Consider the following 21,765-nt stretch of genomic DNA (forward strand, 5'->3'; position numbering starts at 1 on the left):
ATGAAAAAAACAGACTTAGTAAAATGGTTAAATGATGTGGAAAATGAAATTATTACAAATTACACCACTGAAGGTGAATTAGATAAATCTCATCTTAATAAAATTGAAAAAATAAAAATATTAAATGAGTTAAGAAATATTAAGGAGGCGGTATTATATAAAAGATACAGATCCTTATTTACTTGGTTAGTAGTTATAATAAGTGTAATAGTAGTTTTGTCACTGCTAACTGCGAAACAAGAAACTGCTTATATTAAAGGCGTATTTGAAGTAAACAGTATTCATTTCAAACCTAATAAAGATTATATTTTAGATAATATAGATGGTATTGGTAATAATCTAATATTTAGTGGTGTAACTAAACTCGAGTTTCAAAATAAAGTATTTAATAGTCCTATTAATGATATAACCTTTGAAGTAAATAGTGATTCTATTAATTTTTATGGCATTGTTATAAAACAAAATTCGAAAATATCCTTAGCTAAGGACAATAAACAAATTATATTGTTTATCCATAAGGGTAACATGGAAGGCAACGCTTTTTTCCCAAATAGTGCTATACATGCAAATTTGAGTGATACAGATAATAACGAAAGTATTAATCTAGAAAGTGATGAACATATTGAGTTTTCATGGTTAGTAACAGATAGCTCTTATAATGATTCTTATCTAGATATATATAAAAAATCATCAAATAAAGAATGGAAGTTTGAAGATTTAAGTGTCCAAGATTTTAATTTTATTAATACTATTGACGGTGAACATCCTGAAAGTTCAGTTAATAGTGGAAAAATTAATTTTAGCCAATATCCATTTGATTACACTTTTTTGAATGGCGATTCTCTAAAGTTATCTCCTGTAAATGTTAAGCAGTTTGAAATCAAGGCAACAGCAGAAAAGATTGTAGTAAATTTTGAAGGTGAATTTTCCGAAATAAAAAAATATGTTGGAATTGAAGCAGTTGATTTGATGCCTTCAAGATTGGACTTTTTTTTTCATGATAAAACAGTCTTTTTCAACTATACTGCAATAGCTTTCTTGATAGGTCTGGCTTTAAAAATATTTGATGTATTTATTATTAAAAGTTAAAATTATACTAATGAAGCTGTTTAGGATTTATTAAACGACCCAAAAGATTTGTGTTTTTGAAGCAAATGAATGAAAAATAAGACCTTTGTATCTTTCGTAAACCTCAAGGATAGCAAGTATATCTTTACAGTCAACCTGGCTTTAGTTTTAAGTATAAAATCCCTAATTGTTTCAATAACAATTTTTATCCATCAAAAGGAATCCTTTATATAATATAAAGACGCATTAAATAATACTTAAGGTTATAATATCTTATTCATTCACCTACCACCTTTCTAGTTTTCAATCATATTAAAACTGTACTGTTTCGACATGCTTTTAAGATATTAAATAATAGTATAAGTCATTAGCTACAAAAATTACCACTTACTAAACTTATAATTTAGATTACTTTAATATGGAAATTAAATCTACTTTAAAGCTCATCTTACAATATTGTATAGGATGCTCATTATTTCTAACTGTAAACTTAAAAGCACAAGATAAAATCAGTTTGCATAACTCGGTTGTAAATGTATTAGCAGGGGATAGTGAAGCAGGTGCAGGAATTATAATTGGAGAAGGTAAATATAATGGAGTTGATCGCCTATATATATTGACTCCTTATCATGTTGTTATGAAGCAAAAAGATTTAAAATCAGAAGAAATCGTAAAAGGGTATTTGGATCAAGATCTAAAAGAAATGTTTGAAAAAAAAATATCAGTGATTTTTCCAAATGGGAAAAAAAAGAAATCAAAATGGAACCTCTCACCTAGTGAAATAATCAAATTACATGATAAAGATATAGACTTTTATAATGGTGATGATAAATTTCAATATTATGATGCAGCAGTATTTTCGGTAAGAAAACCTTCTAATTATAATTGGAGAAGACCTTCATATGTAAATAGTGATATTTTAAAAGAAGGTAATAGTTTACAATATATCACATATAATGGTGAAGATCTTTATTTTCCAACAGAAGCAGAGTTTTTAGTAGCTAACTTATCAACTAATAAAGATCATGCTTTTGGTATTGATAAAGTAAATAATTTGATAGAAGGAACTTCAGGTGCCCCAATCTTATATAATTGTGGAATTATTGGAATGTATAAAAAAGGAGAGAAAGGAGAGGAAGTTATTCGAATAAATCATATTAAAACCAAAATAGAGGAATTTAATAATACAATTAAATTAAATTCTAGTGTAAAAAATAAAAAAAAGAAATTAAATAAGGAAAATGAAAAATTATTAAATAAATGGGCTGGTATATGGAAGTTAGAAGCTTGTGAAAATGATAGGCGAACTGTAAAAATTAATGCTGATTTCAATAATTTAACGAATAAGAATGATACTATTTCATTTAATATAGCATTTAAATCTTTATTAGCAAATGGTCCAAATATTAATGTCGGTTCTCTCCGTAGTGATAATACTTATGATTTATCCCAAATTCTTGTTAGTTGTGATGATAAATCATATGATGTTGTATTAGACTTGACAAATAAGAATATTTTAGATCCATCTTTAATACAAATAAATATTAGCTATGATGGATCATTAAATAGAAGGTTGATAAACATATATTCAAACTTTTCTAATAATGATACAGTGTCTACACAAGGTATATTTACTCTATATAAAATGCCATTTGATTCTATTACTCAAAATATAATTACATACAAAGTAGAATTAATAAAACGAACATATTTAACTGGTATTAAAAAATTGTCACACCTTCCTGTACGAATTAATAGTAAGTCTAAGCCAATTACTCTTTCCTTAGAAGATGATATACAAGAAACCAATGATTCGAATTTAGGTGATACAGTTGTCAGTTATACTAAAGTATTTTCATTGGCTGAAGAACCTTTAAATCGTGGAGAATATTACAATGTAGATTTGTTGAAAATGCTAGGCGATTCAATTCAATTATTTAAGCAAAATAAGATAATAGAAAGAGTCGATATTATTGGTTCATCTGATGGATACCCATTATTAAAAACACTCAAGTATACATATCCTTATGATTTAGCAGATGATTGTTATCTAATTGATAATGATGGTCAAGAAATAAGTTTCCCATATACAATAGGAAAGCCAATAGACAATACTGACCTCGCTGTATTGAGGACCTTGCTAGCAAAAGATTACCTTATCAAAAATGATATTGTACCAGAAAGATCGATAAGGTGTTTTGCTAGAACAACTTCAAGAAAATCTGAAGATGACAACTGGAACTATAGGTATATAAAATTTATCATACATTACTCTTCTAATGAGTAATGTATGATAAATTTTAACAGCCAATACTGAACTTCTTTAACTAATTAGGCATATATGGTATGTTAGAATAAGATTTAATTACTATATCATGGATAAAGAGCTGTTTGATAGACTTGATAAAATTGAAAAGCAACTTTCCTTAAAAGAAAAAGACTATTGGGAAAAGTTGCAAGTTTTAACCCCAATATTAATACCTATTATTATTGCTTTAGCAGGCTGGTACTTCACTGATCAACACAACAAAAACCAGTTAGAAATCGAAAAAAATAATAATGAGAACCAATTACAAGTGGCATTAATAAATTCAAGTGTTGGACAATCTGAGTTAATAAAAGACTTTATGCAACATCTTGCAGATAAAGATACTTCTATTAGGAACATAGCAATCGAAGCAATACTTTATGCTGCTCCCACGCCAGGAAAAAAAATTGTTGAAATTATAGCTAAAACAAGCAATGGAAATGCTAAAAAATTTGCGATAGACGCATTAAAGGGTAAAAGACAAGACCTAGTTTCAAACTTATTTTCTTCACAAAAACAAAATAGACTGATTGCTGCTAGTGAGATCTCAACAAACTGGACTACAGATAATGAAATGTTATCTGAATTGTTAGCTAAGGCAGGTAATTGTTTAACAAATAAGGAAACTGCTTCGGATTGTGATAATGGTGTGTATAATACGATTATTGTTATTTCAAATTTTTCTAGAAGTTTATTAGTGACCCGCAAGGAAGAAATACAAGGCTTAGTTTCTAAAATTCCAAAGGCTAGTCCCCTAACATTAAAACAAGTTGAAGAACTACTGAATAAAATAAATTAATAACAGCTAAAAATCGCATTGTTACTTTATTAGTAGAGTATCAGTACAATTTAAACCTGTGCAGAGAAGAAGCTAATCGTGAAGTTAAAAAGATAGAGGAAGGATTGAGCAGATTTATAGGCAATAGAATAATACTGATTGGGGTAGTCACTTTGCTTGCTGGGGTTAGTATTGGGTTATTTACTCAATTTAAAATGCAACCTATCTTATTGTTTATCTTAGTAGGCGTATTCATCCTTATAGAGTTAGAATTTAACAAATAAACGGTTATCTATTATAACTTAAATAGATAAGAAAGAACATACGCCTAAAACTAGTTTCGATGCCAACTAGCGGTGTCTCAGCAAATGACTATATCTCAAAGGAACTAGTATGCGAGAAGCTTTGACACATTAGTAGTAATTTAGAAAAAATGAAATACAACTTTTACGAAAGAAAAGATGAAGTAATCCCGAAGGAGCAATTTGATTGGATTGATGCTAATATTGAATCAATTTCTAATAAAGAAAATGTTCTTTTTGTATTTCAGGGAGAGTATGAAGCTTTGCTTTTTACAGATTCAAGTATTTATTTCCCGAATAGAAATACAAAGATAAAAATAAGTTATGGTGAAATACACAAAATAAGGATAGCTGGAGATATGCTTGTTGAGTTAGTAACAATTGATTCTGAAGCTTACCCAATAGTCTTGGTAACCTCAATAGATAAAGTGAAAATTTATCAAGTTCTAAAGCTGCTTACTGATAATTTCAAAAAAAGAATAAATACGACCTTTGAAGATACACATAAAGTTTTTAGTGAATTTATAGTCTTAAAATATCCTCCAAATCAATCACAGCATAAGTTGCCACAAGTGTACTTAAAGCAATTTGGGTATTTGGATGGAGATCAATGGAAAGTTTCAATTTTACAAAGAGGAGAAAAATTTTCAAGACAAAAAAGTATTGGAAGCTTTACAGCGGTAACTAATGTATTTGATATTGAAAGCGAAGATGACAGATTACCAAGAATATTTGAAACATTGAATGCAGATATAGAGAACCTATATCACGAAATGCTTGATGACATTTCAAATAATTCTGTCATTCCTGATAAATGTTGGGAAATAATTGTTCAACTAACACCTAATTTAATGGTTCGCTCGGATTATTGGAGGGATATTGTTAGTGGGATGTTAAATAGCCCTTATAAAGAAAATTTTTTGGATATTGCGTTTAGCGTTTATGCAAGTTCCTTTGAAGAACTGCAAGAGTTAAAGAAAAAGCATTTCTACAAAGTTATAAGTGAAGGGGAAGTGACACAAAGCAAACTAAACCAAGCTTTATTACATTTCTTAAACTATATATTTGACCATCTAAAATCATTTGACTTAGTTGTTATTGAGGCACCAGAAGGAAAAGAATTTTTTACCTCAGACAACCCAGTAAATTTTAGAGCGAATCAGGAAAAGGGAAAGATGGGATGGTTTAGTAAGGATACCGAAGTATATTTCCCCTTATCAAAGAAATATTTAGTGTATTTTTATCATCAAGTTTCTGAAAAAGAATCAACGTTACGAAAGTTAAAAAACAGAGGAGTTTATAAAGCGGAAGAAGTACTGACAGAAGATGAATATGGTAATTTGGTTAAAGAAGAAATAATTGAAAAGTCAGACCAATTTATTATTGCACCAGGAAAAATGAATTATAGAAGAGCAAAATAAAACTATTCCCAACACTTTAAAAAGCGATAGTCCCACAAAACTAAAAGACATCTATAGCTACTGCTCTTATACTAATCGTTATGCAAGGCATCTAAAACTTTCAAAGCATATAGAAAAGAACTTCGAAGAGCAAACTAATAAAATGCCTGGAGATTTGGGAAGATAAAAGCACTACTTTTTGAAGACAGATGGATAAATAAGTAATGACCTAGTGATAGGAAAGGTAATAGTATAATAAAAAGCGGAATACAGCAATGGGGATAGTGATTGGCTTTATTTGCTTCTGCCTAGCTGGTCTGCAACTATACTAGGTTATAAAGGGCAGAAAAAAGAGCAATACAATTCAAAATTGGCTCCCTGTAGTTGGAGAGGTGGTCGATAATAAACAGGAGCGAGAACCGAAAGGTGATGTTAATTCAAATTTATTGCAGATTCTAGCCTGTAAATATCAAATTGATGGCATTGAAAATGCGTCATCAATAAAATTTAATTACGAAAATTTCCTAGGATTAAGCCGATGGGTATCTAACTATGGAAAAGGAGATGAAGTGGATATATTATACAATCCTGATAACCCTCAAGAAATCACTCTGTGATATTATAACCAGGATTTACTCTATGAGCCATTAGGCTAAGCGTTTATATTTATCTTGATAGGAATAATTACTAGCTTATTTTCATTGGAAACATTGTAAAGCAACACAACATCACCGATTACTCTGCTTCCTAGCCTTTGCTACCAGGAATGAAAACCAGTTTTCCATTTTGTCTTCTATTCTAGTAGTGATAGAATTTGCTCTGTTAAGTTTGTTTCTTCTAAAATGCTCTACTGCTTAGCTAGACTTATTATTTCCTTGCAAAATATTTCTCTTTTAGTGCCGAGATTTTATCTCTTTTGATAAGTTATCCAAGTCAGGAAAAATACTTGAAAGTCTTATGCCTAGTAATTCAAGTTCCAATGCAATTTCAGCTAAATATTGTTGAGGTATTGTTATTTTTCTAAGCCAATTACTATTTTGTTTAAAACTTTCTAATGGCTGTTTATCAGAATGTATTGTAAAAGCACTTTGCTGCATAATCATTCTCTTATGTGTTTCAATTGCAGAGGCAGCAAGAATACCCAGATTCTCATTCTGATCTGCATAAAATGCTTGGTTAATTAATTTTAATGATAAGTTACTATCTAATGGATAAAGCCACGATTCATGTCCAAAATATTTGTTTAAATCTCCAGGAGAAATCAACCAAATACATGCGTTCTTATCCGAGATATTTTTGGTGTGTCTGTGATAATTATTCGTTGCAAAATATAGAGCAATAAGTGGTGATTTTGACCAGTCTAAAAGTCGAGTAGGTAATCCATGATGTTGCATCAACGAAATCCAACCCGCTGTATCATCATTTCCTGGATAAGAACTAGTTCTAGTTCTAGCTTGGAATAAAAATTCTCGTGTCATAGAAGCCTCTGATACTTTGGAATAGTCTCTCCATAGGCTTGGCTGCAATTTCCATGATTCATCTGCGTGTCCGCGAAACCACCATTTTCTATTTGTTTCAGAAATAAGATTTTTTAGATAGTCAGTTAGTTCAGCAATATTTTTAATTGATATATCCATATGATCTAAATCAGCTTATTACGTATGTAAAGGCACATTTATTGTTACAGAAGATCTTCATCATTACTAATATAAAATTATTATTGTTGTTTGTGACTGGTCACTCTGATCCATTATTTATTGCCAAGCTTGGATTATTTACATATCTTTTCATCTTAATCATATATGTTATAATTTTATCTTAATCTCTTCAATCTGTTGATTTGTATATTCCAAAAGTGATTGAAGTCCAACTTTAAAAGCAATATCATTTGAAGATTTAAACATTTTTAATGAACTACTTAAATTTCCCATTAATTTATATACTCTTCCTAAATCTGATAATGTTTGTGCTTCTCCTGCTTTATTGCCTTGTTTATCAATATCAAGTGCTAAAGTATAATAATGAATAGCATTATAATACTCAGCTTCTTTTTCATACAATTCTCCTAAATTGCAAAGGGTATCAGATTCGCAAAGTTTCTTTTCTCTAAATTCTTTCTTTCTTGATACCTGTAGAGATTTTTTGAGATATTTTATTGCCCTTATTCTATCTGATAAATAAATATAAGAGTAGCCTAAGTTTGTATTTGCTGCTGCAATACCAAAGTAAAAGTCTATTTCGCTAAATATATTCAATGCTTTTTCAAAATATTCTATTGCTTTCTTATAATCTTTTAAAGCATGATAAATGAGTCCTATATTAGAATAAGATGCACCTTCATTTTTTTTATTTTCCTCATTTGCATATAAAGCTTTTTGATGATACTTCAATGCAATATCATAATTGGATATCCTATAAAATAATTGTCCAATTATTGTAAACATTAGATAACGGGAGTTAAAAGCCTTAATCCATTTATCAATATGATGTTTCCAGTTTTCATTAAAATCTGAAGTGCTTGTATAATCAGAATCAATTTTATTCCACAACCATTTTACAAATAAATCTGTATTTACTTTGATTCTTTGCCCTTTATATCTTTTGAATGGATTATTTTCTTTCTTCTGACATATGTCCTCAATAATTACCTTTTCCTTTCTATCTATGGATTTATCGTATTCAATAAGATAAACATTCACTTTTGGATCAAATATTTTTTCGATTTTAGGAACAATATCAAATATATCTGAGCAACTATAACCTAATATTAAAATTCGCCTATCAACTTCTTTAGTTGAAAAAATATTATCTAAGACTTTTCCCCTTTCTTTAGTTAAATTTTTATTTGTAATGGTTGTTAATGTTGTACGAATTGATTCAATATCATCAATACTTCCATGAACTTTGACAAGCCTACATTTAACTGAAGCTATATCAATCGCAGGAAATGATTTTTCGTTCTTAAAAACAAGTAAATCTGTTTTATTAATTTCAAAAGCTTTTTCAATAAGTAAGTCAAAATTTGTAGTATAAATTTCATTCATCAAGTTATGTTGATGACACTTCAAAATAAACCAATGATTAGTTGATGGTTTTCCGTCTTTAAATACATCTAGAATTTGAAAATCTTTACTATTCTCCAGGAATATCTCAAAAAACATCTCGAATGGCATTGCTAAAGTCCAATCAGGTTTAATTAATTTTTCTTTATCTTCTAAATCTACCTCAAGATGTTCTAATATTTGGTTAAGCAATGGAATAGCAGCAGGGAGTCCAGAATTTATTGATATTCCAGCACCACAAAAAATTACAAGCTTATTGTCTTTTTTAGACAGTTCATTTAAAATATTTTCAATTGAAGAGAAATTTTCCATGTAAGAAGTGTTTTTCAGTGCTACTATGTAACCTCTCTTTAAAAAAAATCCATAAATAGTCCCTGCATTTCCAGTTCTCAGGGTTCTTGCCCATACTACTAGTTGGTATCTTCCTTAGAGCCTTATTTTTATTTTTCTGGTAGTTTATGGTGGTGTAAAATCATTCATACTTTATATGATGGCACCATTGTATTACTTAATTTCAGCACGCAATCCATCAAACATGTTTCTACTTCGATTATTGCGCTAAGGTTCATTATGTCAGATTGACTATGGACAGTATTTTGATTGCTCTAGCCTGCCTCTGAGCGCCTCATTTATTTTCATCAGCAAGCCAAAACTCTATATGAGGATGATCGCCAGGATTATTTTCATAATGGGAAATGTTATAATATTATCAACTAACTCATTTGCCAATAGCTTGCTCAAATTGTCTGCCTAATACAAAATATCATTTCCATACATAGACAAAATTGGATTACCTGCAACATCAATTAGTATAAAGCGGTGTTCAAGCACAGGCATAATTCAAGATGTGCCTCTGGGTTGTAATTCTCCAGAAGTGATCTGATTCGCAGTATATATCCACTCAATCAACCTTTGAATTTGCTTAAGGTCACTTGGATAAGAATACAATCTGGAGCTATAAGCATAAGCATTTCCATTATTGCATATACAAGGTATAGAAACGTTAAGTATGGGTATCCTATAAAATATTATAAAAATACCTAAAATTAGGTATTGACAATTCTTTTTATTATCTGTAAATCAATAAATAGACTATTGGTTTAGTTGAAAGAGCGAATCTAAAACCTATCTACCATGATAATTAAAGATAATACCGAGAGCAGTACAAAATGTATAGCCTACGAGAAGTTCCTTCAAGATATTGCTGATGAATTAAGTTTTAATTATTCAACGGTTTCATTTGGAAATCTTCATAAAGACAATTTTGTGGTCTCAGGAATTGATAATGAAAAAGAGGTATTTGAAAGTATCTTTTCTAATGCAAAAGAACTTATAGATAGAAGAAAAGGAAAAGGAAGATGCAGAAATATTTTAGTAATTGGATCGGGAGCAACACATGATTCTTATGCAGCAGTGCCACTCGGATATAAAACAAAATATCAACTCGGAGAAAAATTGCATTTACAAACTTTACTTGGATCAAGTGAGCAATTTAAGAATAAGTTTGAAGATGAGGCAGCCAGGCTTTTAGCTAATAAATTAGGATTTATACCTGATAAAAGTAGTAAATCTTTCACAGATTCAGATCAATTTGATTTTGAGAGTTTTCTATTACTAATGACAAAATTTTTTCGCGAACACGAGGTGCGAAATGCTTTACATGAAATGTTTAACCTACGTTATGCTCCTTGCTTATTTTACGAGATTGCCGCCCATCTTTTTAAACATGGTTTTATTGATATAATAATTAATTTCAATTTTGACGAGATGCTTGACCAAGCAATAAAAGAAGAAATGGGATCTGGAAATTATTATGAAATTTTTTCAGATGGACATTGTAAAGATATCTCAGAAATTGTTGTTGATGGCAGATTGAAGATTCCTGTATATATTAAACCACATGGAACTATAAGTCACAAAAGCACGCTCAGATTTACAAAAGATCATTATTTTGATCTTCCTATTGATATCAAATCTTTACTTGAGCAACTATTTAGAGGTCAGTTACAAACTAATTCTTTAGCTCCATGTTTAGATAGGATTAATGTTATAACAGTAGGTTTTAATTTAGAAAGCATTGAATTTAATCAAATCCTTGAAAAAAATAAAAACAAACTTAGATTATATGCTATAACATATAAAGATATTCCTAAAATCTTTGATAACCCAGAAATGGAAAAAACTTGCAAGGAAGATTCTAAATATAGACTGCTTCAAACTGGCTTAAGTACAAAACCGTTAAATTCGCCTACAGAAATAACGTTATTCTTGGGAGATGTATTTAACGATTTATATAAAGTAATAATCAATAATTTCAAAGAACCATATAAGCCCAGAGGAATTACAAGACACTTATTATTTAATGATTTATTTTATAGTGAAGATTATAGAAGAAAAGATAGTGACTCTAAGCCTATAACCCCATTTAAAAAATTAGTCGAATTATTTAAAAGGACCGAATTTTTTAAAAATAGATCAATCATCGAATTAGCAATAGCTATCTCTCGTGGGCGAGGAAAGATCGAATTAAGAGAATCAATGAAAGATCGGCTAGGAGAGGTTTATACATTATATCGCAGCTTTAATGAAAAGGAAGATAAAAATAGTACTCCTGTTTCTCTCTATGATTTAGCAGAAATCTTCGGATTACATGAAGAATTTAGCTTTTCAAGAAATGTACACAATATCTCAGATATCACAGAAGATGAAATAAAAGAGGATGATGAATTAGCATTAAAACTTTTTGGCACTGAGAGAGAAAATTTAATGGCTATCAACTCGCTAGAGCCAAATTATTTTGCTCGAAGAATTGTCTTTCGCTTACTTAATGCTAAATCTACTCCCGAATCACTAAAATCAGCTTTTCAATTGAAAGAAAAAGTACAGTATGACAACAGATGGAATGAAGAATATATTAATAAAATCTGTGATTATTTTGAAATACTCTATAAATACGGCAATTATCAGCACATAAAGGCTCGATTTAATGATCCTCGTTTATTTGTTTTTGATCATTTCTATAAAGACCAAATATTACATACAAATTTATCATATACTTATAGATTGAATGAAGTATTTATATGTCCTGAACACTGGGATTATCTTTTTATTGTGACTGATACTGGAATGGTATTAAATGAATATTCTAAATTCTTAAAACAAGATTTAAATGAATCAAATAAAATATATTTAATTACTTGTCAGGAAGCTATTAAGAATAAACCTGGAAAGTATGAACCTATTGATGATATTTTACAAAATCATTTAAATAAGTTTAATGATAATGATAAATTAAAAGACAGAATTATACATAAGACCTTACCTTATTCAGATCATCATCATCATATCACTATATTTTTAAAAAAGGTTAATACAAATGAATCAATATTTGAGTTAAACAAATTTCCCACCGTTCAAATAGAAACGAATTCTAAAGGTGAAATAGAAAATTATATATTTGTTAGAAGTATCTATGTATATAAGAGAGGCTTTTCTAATGAAATAAATCCTCTTTGGGTGAGAGGTGCTTTTGCATTTTTAAAAAATCCCCAAACATCTCGCCCCAATAATTATAGAGCTGATTTATTAGTAAAAGATCATAATATGCTACTAGAAACTTTCTATGCATATCATAGAAAAGCAATATCAATTGAAGAATCGGATGGAAAAAATTTAGAATTTATACTTCCTAAAGAGTTCCACATCCCGCAGAATCATACAAATAATTCAGTTTTAGACGAGAGGAAATTTAAAATTAATAACTTATTTAAGTTTATTAAAGATACTGATCCCAAAAATCAATATAGAAAAGTATCTTTGCCTAACACTGATACATCATCTAATTCTAAACCATCTTCTACATCTTCAGATACTGAGCAGCAAGGTGAAGTATCTTAATGCTAATACTTTCTAATACTTTAATTCTTATAAGTGCCTTCTATCTATCTAAAGAATTAAATAGTGTACTATCATCTATCCTACTAAACAAAAAAACCTGTAAATATCACATTTACAGGTTTATACATTTATATTCAAGTGGATAAGTAGGTTCAATATACCCATAAATAGCAACTTAATTTCTCAATTTAAGGGCTTTGTTGAATAGTTCGTGAGATAATTCGTGAAATAATTCGTGAAATAATTCGTGAAATAATATATTCTGCTTCTTGATTGACTTTGTTTATCTGATTTAAGAGATTGGCTTGTGTATTAAACACAAAATTCATAACAGGCACTAAATTTTTAAACAAATAATGATTAATCACTAATTGGACAGCCTGATCTAATTGAATGTTATTTGAAGGAGTAGAATTTACTTGGTTATTTAGAAAATTGATTCTACTAGATTCTAGGTATTGCTCATGATAGATTTCTATATGTGTATATTGGTAAGAAAGAATATACCCAGGCTGTAGATCATTATTGATTGTTTCTAAGCTCGACTTTAGCATTTAACCTGTGTTAAATTATCAATAGGTAGAAATGTCTACCTTATACGAAATATTAAAAGATTGGTAGTCAATATATTGTATCTTTATGTTTTGCCCATTGTCTACCTACTCTTTCACATATACTATTTTTGAACATCATATTTAAAATCTGATGTTCAAAATTAAATTAAGAAGCTATTGTTCAATAATACAGTATACTCCAGTAGGCAGTACAGAATGTATTAAGTTTCAATACTACTTTAAAAATGCTAAAGTCCAGCTAAGATCATGTTTAAATATTGAGAAGAGATAAAAAGCGGGTCAGTTGCGTAAGATAAAAGTGACCAAACTTACTAATCTTATGCAAACTCAATATGAGCGCTTAACTGACCCGCAATGGGAAGTTATCAAAAAACATCTCCCTATTCAACGTAAACGTACTTATAACTTAAGAGATATAGTCGATGGCATATTTTGGGTTTTACGTGTAGGCAATCAATGGAGAAATATGCCTGAGTATTTTCCACCCTGGCAGAGTATTTACTACTATTTTAGGCGATGGAAAACAAATCGGACATTAGAAAAATTAAACTGGGCACTCAACAGGTTAGAGCCTAAAAGAGTAGGAAAAGAAGACACACCAAGTTTGTTTTGTATTGATAGTCAGTCTGTAAAGACAGCCCCTTTTGTCAGTCATTGTAAGGGTATAGATGGAAACAAAAAAATCAACGGTAGAAAAAGACATCTTATCACGGATACCTTAGGTCTTGTCTGGTCAGTGGTAGTCCATGCTGCCCATCAGGCAGATGGAGTAATGGCTCATAGAGTGATAGACCCCTTACAAGGCTATATGCACCGCATGAAGAAAATATTAGCAGATGCAGCTTATGAAAAGGTGTTTATCCAATGGGTAGAGGAGAATCTATTAGGTGTAGATCTGGAGATTTCTTCTAAGCCTCCTACCACACATGAGTTTGTCCCTGTCAAGTGGCGATGGGTAGGAGAAAGAACTTTCGGCACCTTCAATTTCTTCAGAAGATTAGACAAAGATCATGAAAAAACTATAGAAAGTTCTGAAGCTTGGATACTTTGGCAGAATTGCCAGATTATTCTTAATCGTTTATAATCAAATGTCTATGAAAATTTTTAAACATGATCTAAATGAGGCTAATGAAAAGATTAAGATACTTGAACGTATGATGTCTTTTCAAAAAAAACTCAAGTCAAAAGAAAATCCTAAAATTGACTCTGATGATCTTGTTTTAATTATAAAAATTGCAGCAGGTTTGATCTTATTCATTTTTATATTATTAAAGTTTTTTTATTGAACTAATTATTCATTTTACCCTTGACAGAGCATGCGCCACCCATATTTTTACTGCTCCATAGGGAAGACTTAAGTAGACTAAGGAAATACTGTCAGACAATTTTAAGGCAAAAGGTCAAGTAAAGTAGGGAAGACTACAGCTTAAACAATAGCTGACTATTGATCATCAAGCGTTTTACTTTTTGGACTGTCTTATCAGAGCAACCAACTATCTTTGAATTATTTCGAATTGAATACTCCTCTTTTAAAAGTTGTTGCATCCGCTTATTTTCAGAAAGAAATTTTTCACAACTCTTTACTTCACCTTTAGGTCGCCCAAATTTCACATTATTAGCAATAGCAATTTTTCTTCCACTTGCAGCTCGATCTAAAGTAGTTTCTCTTTCAAGCTTAGTAAACAGATTGGTAAAAGTAGCTTGTATTTTATCTAGCATTATTAATACTAAAAGTGTTTTCATAATAAATTCTTGAGCTAAAAGATGCTTTACAATAAAAATAATATTATATTTTATATGAATTTTTTAACTATTAATTAAACTAACATTCCTGTTATGGATAATATAACCTTGGATATAACTTTTCAAAGTGATAATGCCGAAATACAGGCAAAACAATTCAAGCACTACATTGAAAAGCAATGGATTCCAGATTTAGAAAAAATTGAAGTTAATAGAAGTGAATATAAAGATGGTCAGATGGGTGTAGGAGAAATCCTTGGATCAGTTGGGGTACTTATAAAAGCTGCCAATGAACCTCTCACTGAACTAGCAAAAGCACTTCGAGACTATGTTAAAAATAAAAGAACTGTTGCAACCCTAAAGGTAGGTGATAAAACGATGGAAATAAGTGGGGAAGGTCAGAAGGTTGAAGAGATAGTTAAGCTTTTTCTATCTTCTCCAGAAGGCAGCAAAACTACCGATACAAAATAATATCAGGTATGGATTACAATAAAATCAATGTTTTATTAATTGGTACCAGTACTTATAATGATAGTAATATCAAGCCAATACCTAATGTTGAGCAAAATCTAAAAGAACTGAAGAATGTTTTTTCAAATAATAATATTTTTGGATTACCTGAAAGTAATATTATTCAAGTATTAAATGCGGATGTTACCAAGATAAAAATTGCCATTGGATCAATATCTAATAGAGCTAGAGGGAAAGACCAGATTTTGATAGTCTATTATGCAGGTCATGGATTGATGAGCTCTAAAAATAGCAATGTCTATATAACTGCTATTGATACCCTAGAAAATCATTTAGAACTCACAGGTCTTAGTTTAGATGAATTAAAAAATATTATTAAAGATTCTACCGCTGGACAAAAAATTATTATACTTGACTGTTGCCATAGCGGAAATATTTTTGGCAATATGGGTGCCTTGCAAAGTAAGGTGATTGAAAACATTAAACGATTTGATGATCGTGAAGCTTTTTTAGGTACCTATATACTTACTGCGACAGACGAAAGACAATCTGCCAAATTTAATCCCGATGACCCAACTCTCCCTACTCTTTTTACTCAAAAATTAGTCGAAGTGTTTAATGAGGGCATAATGAATAACAAGCCTTACTATTCATTTCAAGAAGTACATGGCTATCTTAGTGCTATGTTTAAGGCAGAAGCTAATCCTGAGTTTCCTATTCCTCAACATGCAATTTTTGGTGATGGCGGAAGGATTTCAATAATAAAGAATCGAAAGCAAAATTTAGATGAAATAGCATGGTTTAACACTAAACAAGTTGATGCTATAGAAGAGTATTATAACTTTATTCAATCTTTTCCAAATAGCAAATTTATTTCTGAAGCAGAGCAAAAAATAGCTTTATTAGAAGAAGAAGCAAGGTGGTCTAGGGCGAAAAAAATAGATACTATAACCTCCTATCGAGAATATATTATAAGTTTCTCAAATGGGAAGTTTGTAGATGAAGCAAAGGATAAAATTTCATTTTTAATTGAAGAGTTAAAAAAAAATCAAGAGGAAGCATTATGGAGTAAAGCTGAAAACAGTAACATAATTACCTTATACGAAGACTATTTATCTAAGTATCCTTCTGGAAAATATAGCTTAGAAGCAAAAAAAATAATAAAAACGAATCAAGAAAAAAAACAGGAAGAATCACTGTGGCGAGAAGTAGATAATAGGGAGATACCAAATATCCAACTTTATCAAAAATACATAGAAGTGCATCCTGAGGGAATCCATGCTGAAGAGGCTCTACAAAAAATTGGTAAGTTAGAGAGCATTGAAATTCAGAAGAGACAAGAAGAAGCTATATGGAAAAATGCCATTCAAGAAAATAATGCTCATGCTTTAGACAAGTATATACAAATGTATCCAAATGGCATATATATTAGTGAAGCGCAAGAAAGAATAAGCCAATTAGAAGAGCTTGAAGAACAGAGAAGAAAACAAGAAGAAGCTGTTTGGCAAAATGCCACATCTACCAATGTTTTAAAACTTTATCAAAATTATGTAGACAAATATCCCACTGGTAGATATATACAACATGCTCAAGATAAAATCTTAGAATTAAAACAGATTGAAGAGCAAAAAAAACTAACTAGGGAAAAAGAGGAAATTTTTTGGCAAAAAGTAGATCAAGAAAATACAATATTTTCTTATGAAGAATATTTAAGAGTTTATCCTATTGGTTTTTACTCAGATAATGCTAAAGCTAGAATCACTAAAATAAAGCAGGTTGAAGAACAGAAAATACTTGATGCTAAGATTAAAGAGAAAGTTGCTTGGCAGAAAATAGTAGAAGTAAATTCAATAAACCTGTTTAAAGATTATTTGAAAGAATATCCAAATGGTAATTTTTTTAAAGAAGCACAAGAAAAAATTATCCAGCTAGAACAGCTCGACGAGCAAATACGGCAACAAGAAAATGATAAGAAACAAGAAGAGGCGATCTGGCAAAATGCAGCGGGCAAAGATGTTTTAAAGCTTTACAGAAGCTATGTAAAGCGCTACCCTAGTGGTATATATACAAAAAAGGCACAAGAAAGGATTACTCAGTTAGAACAACTTGAAGAGCAAATTAGGCAACAGGAAACTGACAAGAAACAGGAAGAAGCTGTTTGGCAAAATGCAGTAAATGAAGATAAGGTGAAACTATACAAAGGCTATATTGAGAAATATCCTAATAGCAAACATACTTCTTATGCTAAAGACAGAATTTCACAATTAATGCAGATTGAAGAAACAAAAAACAAAGATGAAAATCATGTTTGGCAAATAGCAGTAAAGGAAGATAGTATAAAAGTTTATCAATCATATATAGAAAAATATCCAAGGGGACAATATGTAAATGATGCAGAAAAGAGAATTAAAGAACTGGGTAAGGAGAAATATGCTTGGAAGAATGCATCAGAAAAAAATACATTGTATTCTTATAAAGAATACTTAGAAAGATACCCTAATGGACAATATATGAAAGAGGCAGTTAAAATGATTGAGAAATTTGAGGCTGAAAAAATAAGATTAGAGGCAATACAAAATGAACAATATAGAAAAAAGAGAGAAAAGGAGTATAAAAGTATGCGTAAAGTGGGATTTGAATTTGATTCTGAAAAAATACCTCAACTTCTAGTAGGTTTATTTATTTTAGGTCTTCTTATATTTCGTTTAATTCGCTATTATTTTTATTAAAATCACTGATAAAATATATAATATATTGCTATAATCTTTACGAATGCAATTAGTCTTAATCTGTGAACCTGAGCTTTCATTTTATTGTGGTTAAAGCTGTACTTGATTATTGAAAATTAGTTTTTTTACTTTTTGAACTGTTTTATCTGAACAACCAACAACCTTAGATATATTGCGGATTGAGTATCCTTCTTTTAAAAGGTGTTGTACCCGCTTATTCTCAGATAAGAATTTTTCATAACTTTTTACCTTACCTTTAGGTCGACCAAATTGCACATTGTTAGCAATAGCGATCTTTCTTCCACTTGCTGCTCGATCCAGTGTAGTCTCTCTTTCAAGCCTGTAAAATTCAGAAAGAATGGTAAAAATCAATTGAGCAATAGGATTGCGTTTCTTATCAGGCAATAAGGTTTCTAGATTATAATTTTGAGCATATACAGATACCCCAAGATTAGATAACTCTTCTACCACTTTCAAAAACTCAACTGTATTTCGACCTAAACGTGAAATTTCTGTTACTAGAACCTTATCAATTTTTTTAGCTTTAGAAAGCTCTATCAATCTGTTTAATTGAGGTCTTTCTGAATTTTTCTTTGTACCTGATATTGTTTCAGCTATTATTTCAATGATTTGGTATCTATTACGCTCTGCTAATAACTTAAGATCAGTTATTTGTCTTTCCACATCCTGATTTTTTGTAGATACTATTGTATATAATACGACTCTTTCCATCTAAGTAAGTAAAATTTGGTATTTGATTACAATACAAATGTAGTAATAAAAATCAGTATATTTTATACTACATTATAGTAAGAAGAACACGATCAATATTTATTCATATGAAAACTTTTTATTATTAATTTTTAGGAGGATTTTTTTTACTACACTATTTTATATTTATCAGACCTTATAATATCAAGTAAGTACTGGAAGGCACTCATGACTTGTAAAGCAAAGTTCTCTCTGCTGTACTTTCAACCTTCGCTACTTCTTCTGTATTATTATATGAAACTGTAATAGTTCCAAGATTGAGATCTGTTGTTTCAATGGGCTAATACTTCTTATTATATTTAAAATCAATTCTACTTTTATTTTGATCTGTTATTGATTTTATTCTTCCTTGTTGTCATAAAATAAAGCTACCCCTTTTTCTAGCTATTTTTTGCAAATGTCAGATTTCCATTGGTATCATATTAGAATTCGCTCCAAGCCTTTTGCTTTTCATAGATAACAACATTTTTAACTTTTACAAACCTTATATCATATTGAATCTAGCTAATCAGTATTCTATGTGTAGATAAGAATATGGAACTAGAGCAAATCACTGTTATAATTTAGTGAAATTAAGTAGCCATATATACTGCATAGATATACATTAATTAACAAAATTAATGTATTTAGATTATCTATATTCAAAAAAATTGAATACCATCTAATTATGATTAATGAAAAAATACAAAATTATATAATTAATATTTTCGTTTTTCAATTAAAGATATCTTATTATATTTATATAAAAAATATTAAAACAAGTAAAAATATGATATTAATATGTAAAATATTCAATTTATTTTTTGCAAACTTCAATTATAATAAAAAAATATAAATAAAAAAAATTATAAATTTTTACAACCTTTTATATTAGTATCAGTATATATGCTCAAGAATAAAACCACATAATTTACTAGACAGTAGTTAAGTATGTGATAAATGAAAAAAGCTAGTTAATATTAAATATAAATTGATCTATATGATATATATCGAAGATGCATGGGATATTAACCATATCTTAAATATGCTGAAAAATGATGATTCCCCTGGAAGTATAGGTTCAGCTGATATAAGTATAGCCTTTCTGAATGATTTAAATGCTTTTGTTATACAAACTGGTGATAAAGAGTTTATAACATCTGGTAAGGGAAAAGTTGGAAATCCTAAATTATCAAAAATAAAATCAGTAGAAGTCCTATCTGAAGGACATATGTATCTCGCTCTCTGGAAAAATAGAGTCGCTTTGGCAGCTGAAATTGAAAATAATCCAAAGCTATCCACTTTAAAAAGTTTGTATATGAATTACAAAAGAAAGAAGAGTATTAAGAAAATAATATAACTGATAAGTTGTAATTGCTGCTATTTTACCTTACTTCCTTTAATTATTGAACAGTTATCTCATTTTCTGTTTAGATGTCCCCATTTATCAGCATAAGGCTGATCTGAAGTGAGTTTTACATTTTTTGGATAAATGGCTCGCTAGAATAAGGAATAAAAAATATTAAACAAGGTGATATAAAAAAATTATTAAAATTATGCAGAGAATAAATGATATGCTTCATAGAGTTAAGCAGAAGCAACGTAAAAAGTATGATGAACTCGTTACTTTGCAACTCATAGCTTACAATATTGTATTGTCTGAGGATGAATGGCACTATGTAGCTAACCGTGTAAAGCTTTTAAGTGAGGGAACTATTATCCTTAATCCATCTATGAGTAGCCTAGAAAGTCGAATACTTCGTGCGAATATTATAGCTACGAATATTAATAATAAGGATGAAAGTAACTAATAAGTTTAAATTATCTGGCAATTTTAAGTTTGTCCGAAGAAATCTTACCTCCTTGCATGCAAAGATAATAACAGAAATAATTTTATCAAGGGTAAACGGGGCCAATGCACATTCGAAGCATGTTCAATAGGTCCACGCAGTTGCCCACCCATACTACCCTTAATAAAATTATTTCTGTTGCTTGATAGCCATTTAATGTGTGTAAAATAAGCTATGTGGTCATTTGACTGTCTGAAATATCAAATTCTGACTACTCCAGTTTAAGAATTTTATATTTAAGAATTTATTCTTTTACTTTCTTTTTATCTGTTCTAAATTATAGTTATTTTTAATAACCAAAATTTAATGAATTTATAAACTGCCTAAACTGAAGCACTCTATTTACTTCCTCACAATCAACGTTTTTATCATAAATTTTCTGAACTGTAATTTGAGCACTCAGATGATTTATAATAGTAAAGCTACTAAGTGAATCATTAGAAAATACTAAAATATCAATTTCTTCATTGCAAGGAGTTTCTAAATTCAAAACATGTTCTGCAATCGCATTTTGGTAGTCAGACGCACTTACAACATAATTAAATCTGTTAATTATTATAGGATAGGATTCTGATAAAGTAATCTTAAACTGAGCTATATGAGTACTAATTATATAATTATTCTCCATTATTATTTAGTCCCCCTTCTAATATTTGTTTGTACATAACATTGATTATATAACCTAATAAATCTAGTTTCGTCAAATTATGTGTATAATTTTTATTCTGTTTTAGTTGCAGCAATCTTAATCTTATTGCCTCTAATTGTAGGAATGCATCATTTGTTAGTTTCACACTCTTCATGGTAGAAGTTATTTTTTATAATATATATT

General features: G+C 29.6%; 18 protein-coding genes. 13 read left to right on the forward strand and 5 right to left on the reverse strand.

Annotated features, from left to right (window positions below; genetic code table 11):
• From GXP67_RS19560 to GXP67_RS38315, 6 genes are all read left to right on the forward strand, one after another.
• On the forward strand, positions 1 to 1,089 hold the full coding sequence (locus GXP67_RS19560; protein WP_162444687.1) for a hypothetical protein: 1,089 nt from the start codon (positions 1 to 3) through the stop codon (positions 1,087 to 1,089).
• A gap of 397 nt (positions 1,090 to 1,486) precedes the next feature.
• Positions 1,487 to 3,355: a hypothetical protein gene (locus GXP67_RS19565; RefSeq protein ID WP_162444688.1), complete on the forward strand. Its 1,869-nt coding sequence runs from the start codon at positions 1,487 to 1,489 to the stop codon at positions 3,353 to 3,355.
• An 88-nt stretch (positions 3,356 to 3,443) separates the two neighbouring features.
• Complete coding sequence (locus tag GXP67_RS19570; RefSeq protein ID WP_162444689.1) at positions 3,444 to 4,175, forward strand: hypothetical protein; 732 nt, start codon at positions 3,444 to 3,446, stop codon at positions 4,173 to 4,175.
• 104 nt (positions 4,176 to 4,279) lie between these two features.
• On the forward strand, positions 4,280 to 4,438 hold the full coding sequence (locus tag GXP67_RS38310) for a hypothetical protein (protein WP_394351941.1): 159 nt from the start codon (positions 4,280 to 4,282) through the stop codon (positions 4,436 to 4,438).
• Positions 4,439 to 4,587: 149 nt separating this feature from the next.
• Entirely contained in the window at positions 4,588 to 5,877 is a 1,290-nt protein-coding gene (locus GXP67_RS19575) for a DUF4238 domain-containing protein (RefSeq protein WP_162444690.1), read from the forward strand.
• Positions 5,878 to 6,248: 371 nt separating this feature from the next.
• On the forward strand, positions 6,249 to 6,473 hold the full coding sequence (locus GXP67_RS38315) for a DUF3592 domain-containing protein (protein WP_394351942.1): 225 nt from the start codon (positions 6,249 to 6,251) through the stop codon (positions 6,471 to 6,473).
• Between the two features lie 276 nt (positions 6,474 to 6,749).
• Here GXP67_RS38315 and GXP67_RS19585 read toward each other — a convergent pair whose 3' ends face one another.
• Together GXP67_RS19585 and GXP67_RS19590 are read right to left on the reverse strand one after the other, a co-directional pair.
• Positions 6,750 to 7,493, reverse strand: coding sequence for an FRG domain-containing protein (locus GXP67_RS19585; protein WP_162444691.1), 744 nt, complete (start codon positions 7,491 to 7,493; stop codon positions 6,750 to 6,752).
• A 168-nt stretch (positions 7,494 to 7,661) separates the two neighbouring features.
• Complete coding sequence (locus tag GXP67_RS19590) at positions 7,662 to 9,230, reverse strand: tetratricopeptide repeat protein (RefSeq protein WP_162444692.1); 1,569 nt, start codon at positions 9,228 to 9,230, stop codon at positions 7,662 to 7,664.
• Between the two features lie 822 nt (positions 9,231 to 10,052).
• Here GXP67_RS19590 and GXP67_RS19595 point away from each other — a divergent pair.
• The 3 genes from GXP67_RS19595 (at position 10,053) to GXP67_RS19605 (ending at position 14,676) form a co-directional block, all read left to right on the forward strand.
• Positions 10,053 to 12,815 (forward strand): SIR2 family protein, encoded by a 2,763-nt coding sequence (locus GXP67_RS19595; protein ID WP_162444693.1) that lies wholly within the window; start codon positions 10,053 to 10,055, stop codon positions 12,813 to 12,815.
• A gap of 894 nt (positions 12,816 to 13,709) precedes the next feature.
• Positions 13,710 to 14,474, forward strand: coding sequence for an IS5 family transposase (locus tag GXP67_RS19600; RefSeq protein WP_162444694.1), 765 nt, complete (start codon positions 13,710 to 13,712; stop codon positions 14,472 to 14,474).
• A 10-nt stretch (positions 14,475 to 14,484) separates the two neighbouring features.
• A complete protein-coding gene (locus tag GXP67_RS19605) occupies positions 14,485 to 14,676 on the forward strand; it encodes a hypothetical protein (RefSeq protein ID WP_162444695.1) in 192 nt (63 codons plus the stop codon).
• Between the two features lie 133 nt (positions 14,677 to 14,809).
• Here the strand turns inward: GXP67_RS19605 and GXP67_RS19610 are convergent, their stop codons facing one another.
• Positions 14,810 to 15,133 (reverse strand): hypothetical protein, encoded by a 324-nt coding sequence (locus GXP67_RS19610; protein ID WP_162444696.1) that lies wholly within the window; start codon positions 15,131 to 15,133, stop codon positions 14,810 to 14,812.
• Positions 15,134 to 15,226: 93 nt separating this feature from the next.
• On the opposite strand from GXP67_RS19610, the gene GXP67_RS19615 reads away from it, so the two are divergent.
• Positions 15,227 to 15,604, forward strand: a complete 378-nt coding sequence (locus GXP67_RS19615; protein WP_162444697.1) for a hypothetical protein — start codon at positions 15,227 to 15,229, stop codon at positions 15,602 to 15,604.
• Positions 15,605 to 15,612: 8 nt separating this feature from the next.
• On the forward strand, positions 15,613 to 18,333 hold the full coding sequence (locus GXP67_RS19620) for a caspase, EACC1-associated type (protein WP_162444698.1): 2,721 nt from the start codon (positions 15,613 to 15,615) through the stop codon (positions 18,331 to 18,333).
• 90 nt (positions 18,334 to 18,423) lie between these two features.
• On the opposite strand, the gene GXP67_RS19625 is transcribed toward GXP67_RS19620, so the two are convergent.
• On the reverse strand, positions 18,424 to 19,065 hold the full coding sequence (locus tag GXP67_RS19625) for a recombinase family protein (RefSeq protein WP_162444699.1): 642 nt from the start codon (positions 19,063 to 19,065) through the stop codon (positions 18,424 to 18,426).
• 1,018 nt (positions 19,066 to 20,083) lie between these two features.
• Between GXP67_RS19625 and GXP67_RS19630 the strand changes: the two genes are divergently transcribed.
• The gene (locus GXP67_RS19630; RefSeq protein ID WP_162444700.1) at positions 20,084 to 20,443 is read left to right on the forward strand and encodes a hypothetical protein; all 360 of its coding nucleotides are present in this window, start codon (positions 20,084 to 20,086) and stop codon (positions 20,441 to 20,443) included.
• Between the two features lie 196 nt (positions 20,444 to 20,639).
• Positions 20,640 to 20,894 carry a hypothetical protein gene (locus GXP67_RS19635; protein ID WP_162444701.1) on the forward strand — a complete coding sequence of 85 codons (255 nt, stop codon included), beginning with the start codon at positions 20,640 to 20,642 and terminating at the stop codon, positions 20,892 to 20,894.
• Positions 20,895 to 21,222: 328 nt separating this feature from the next.
• On the opposite strand, the gene GXP67_RS19640 is transcribed toward GXP67_RS19635, so the two are convergent.
• Positions 21,223 to 21,561: a hypothetical protein gene (locus GXP67_RS19640; protein ID WP_162444702.1), complete on the reverse strand. Its 339-nt coding sequence runs from the start codon at positions 21,559 to 21,561 to the stop codon at positions 21,223 to 21,225.
• Between the last annotated feature and the right edge of the window lie 204 nt (positions 21,562 to 21,765).

It is taken from the genome of Rhodocytophaga rosea (assembly GCF_010119975.1).
GTDB lineage: Bacteria > Bacteroidota > Bacteroidia > Cytophagales > 172606-1 > Rhodocytophaga > Rhodocytophaga rosea.

Bases quoted from the DNA above. Each gene is read 5' to 3' on its own strand.
- GXP67_RS19575 (WP_162444690.1), top strand. From the start codon at position 4,588: ATGAAATACAACTTTTACGAAAGAAAAGATGAAGTAATCCCGAAGGAG.
- GXP67_RS19635 (WP_162444701.1), top strand. From the start codon at position 20,640: ATGCAGAGAATAAATGATATGCTTCATAGAGTTAAGCAGAAGCAACGT.
- GXP67_RS19570 (WP_162444689.1), top strand. From the start codon at position 3,444: ATGGATAAAGAGCTGTTTGATAGACTTGATAAAATTGAAAAGCAACTT.
- GXP67_RS19565 (WP_162444688.1), top strand. From the start codon at position 1,487: ATGGAAATTAAATCTACTTTAAAGCTCATCTTACAATATTGTATAGGA.
- GXP67_RS19590 (WP_162444692.1), bottom strand. From the start codon at position 9,230: ATGGAAAATTTCTCTTCAATTGAAAATATTTTAAATGAACTGTCTAAA.
- GXP67_RS19630 (WP_162444700.1), top strand. From the start codon at position 20,084: ATGATATATATCGAAGATGCATGGGATATTAACCATATCTTAAATATG.
- GXP67_RS19640 (WP_162444702.1), bottom strand. From the start codon at position 21,561: ATGGAGAATAATTATATAATTAGTACTCATATAGCTCAGTTTAAGATT.
- GXP67_RS19560 (WP_162444687.1), top strand. From the start codon at position 1: ATGAAAAAAACAGACTTAGTAAAATGGTTAAATGATGTGGAAAATGAA.
- GXP67_RS19605 (WP_162444695.1), top strand. From the start codon at position 14,485: ATGAAAATTTTTAAACATGATCTAAATGAGGCTAATGAAAAGATTAAG.
- GXP67_RS19625 (WP_162444699.1), bottom strand. From the start codon at position 19,065: ATGGAAAGAGTCGTATTATATACAATAGTATCTACAAAAAATCAGGAT.
- GXP67_RS19615 (WP_162444697.1), top strand. From the start codon at position 15,227: ATGGATAATATAACCTTGGATATAACTTTTCAAAGTGATAATGCCGAA.
- GXP67_RS19585 (WP_162444691.1), bottom strand. From the start codon at position 7,493: ATGGATATATCAATTAAAAATATTGCTGAACTAACTGACTATCTAAAA.
- GXP67_RS19620 (WP_162444698.1), top strand. From the start codon at position 15,613: ATGGATTACAATAAAATCAATGTTTTATTAATTGGTACCAGTACTTAT.
- GXP67_RS19595 (WP_162444693.1), top strand. From the start codon at position 10,053: ATGATAATTAAAGATAATACCGAGAGCAGTACAAAATGTATAGCCTAC.
- GXP67_RS19600 (WP_162444694.1), top strand. From the start codon at position 13,710: ATGCAAACTCAATATGAGCGCTTAACTGACCCGCAATGGGAAGTTATC.
- GXP67_RS19610 (WP_162444696.1), bottom strand. From the start codon at position 15,133: ATGAAAACACTTTTAGTATTAATAATGCTAGATAAAATACAAGCTACT.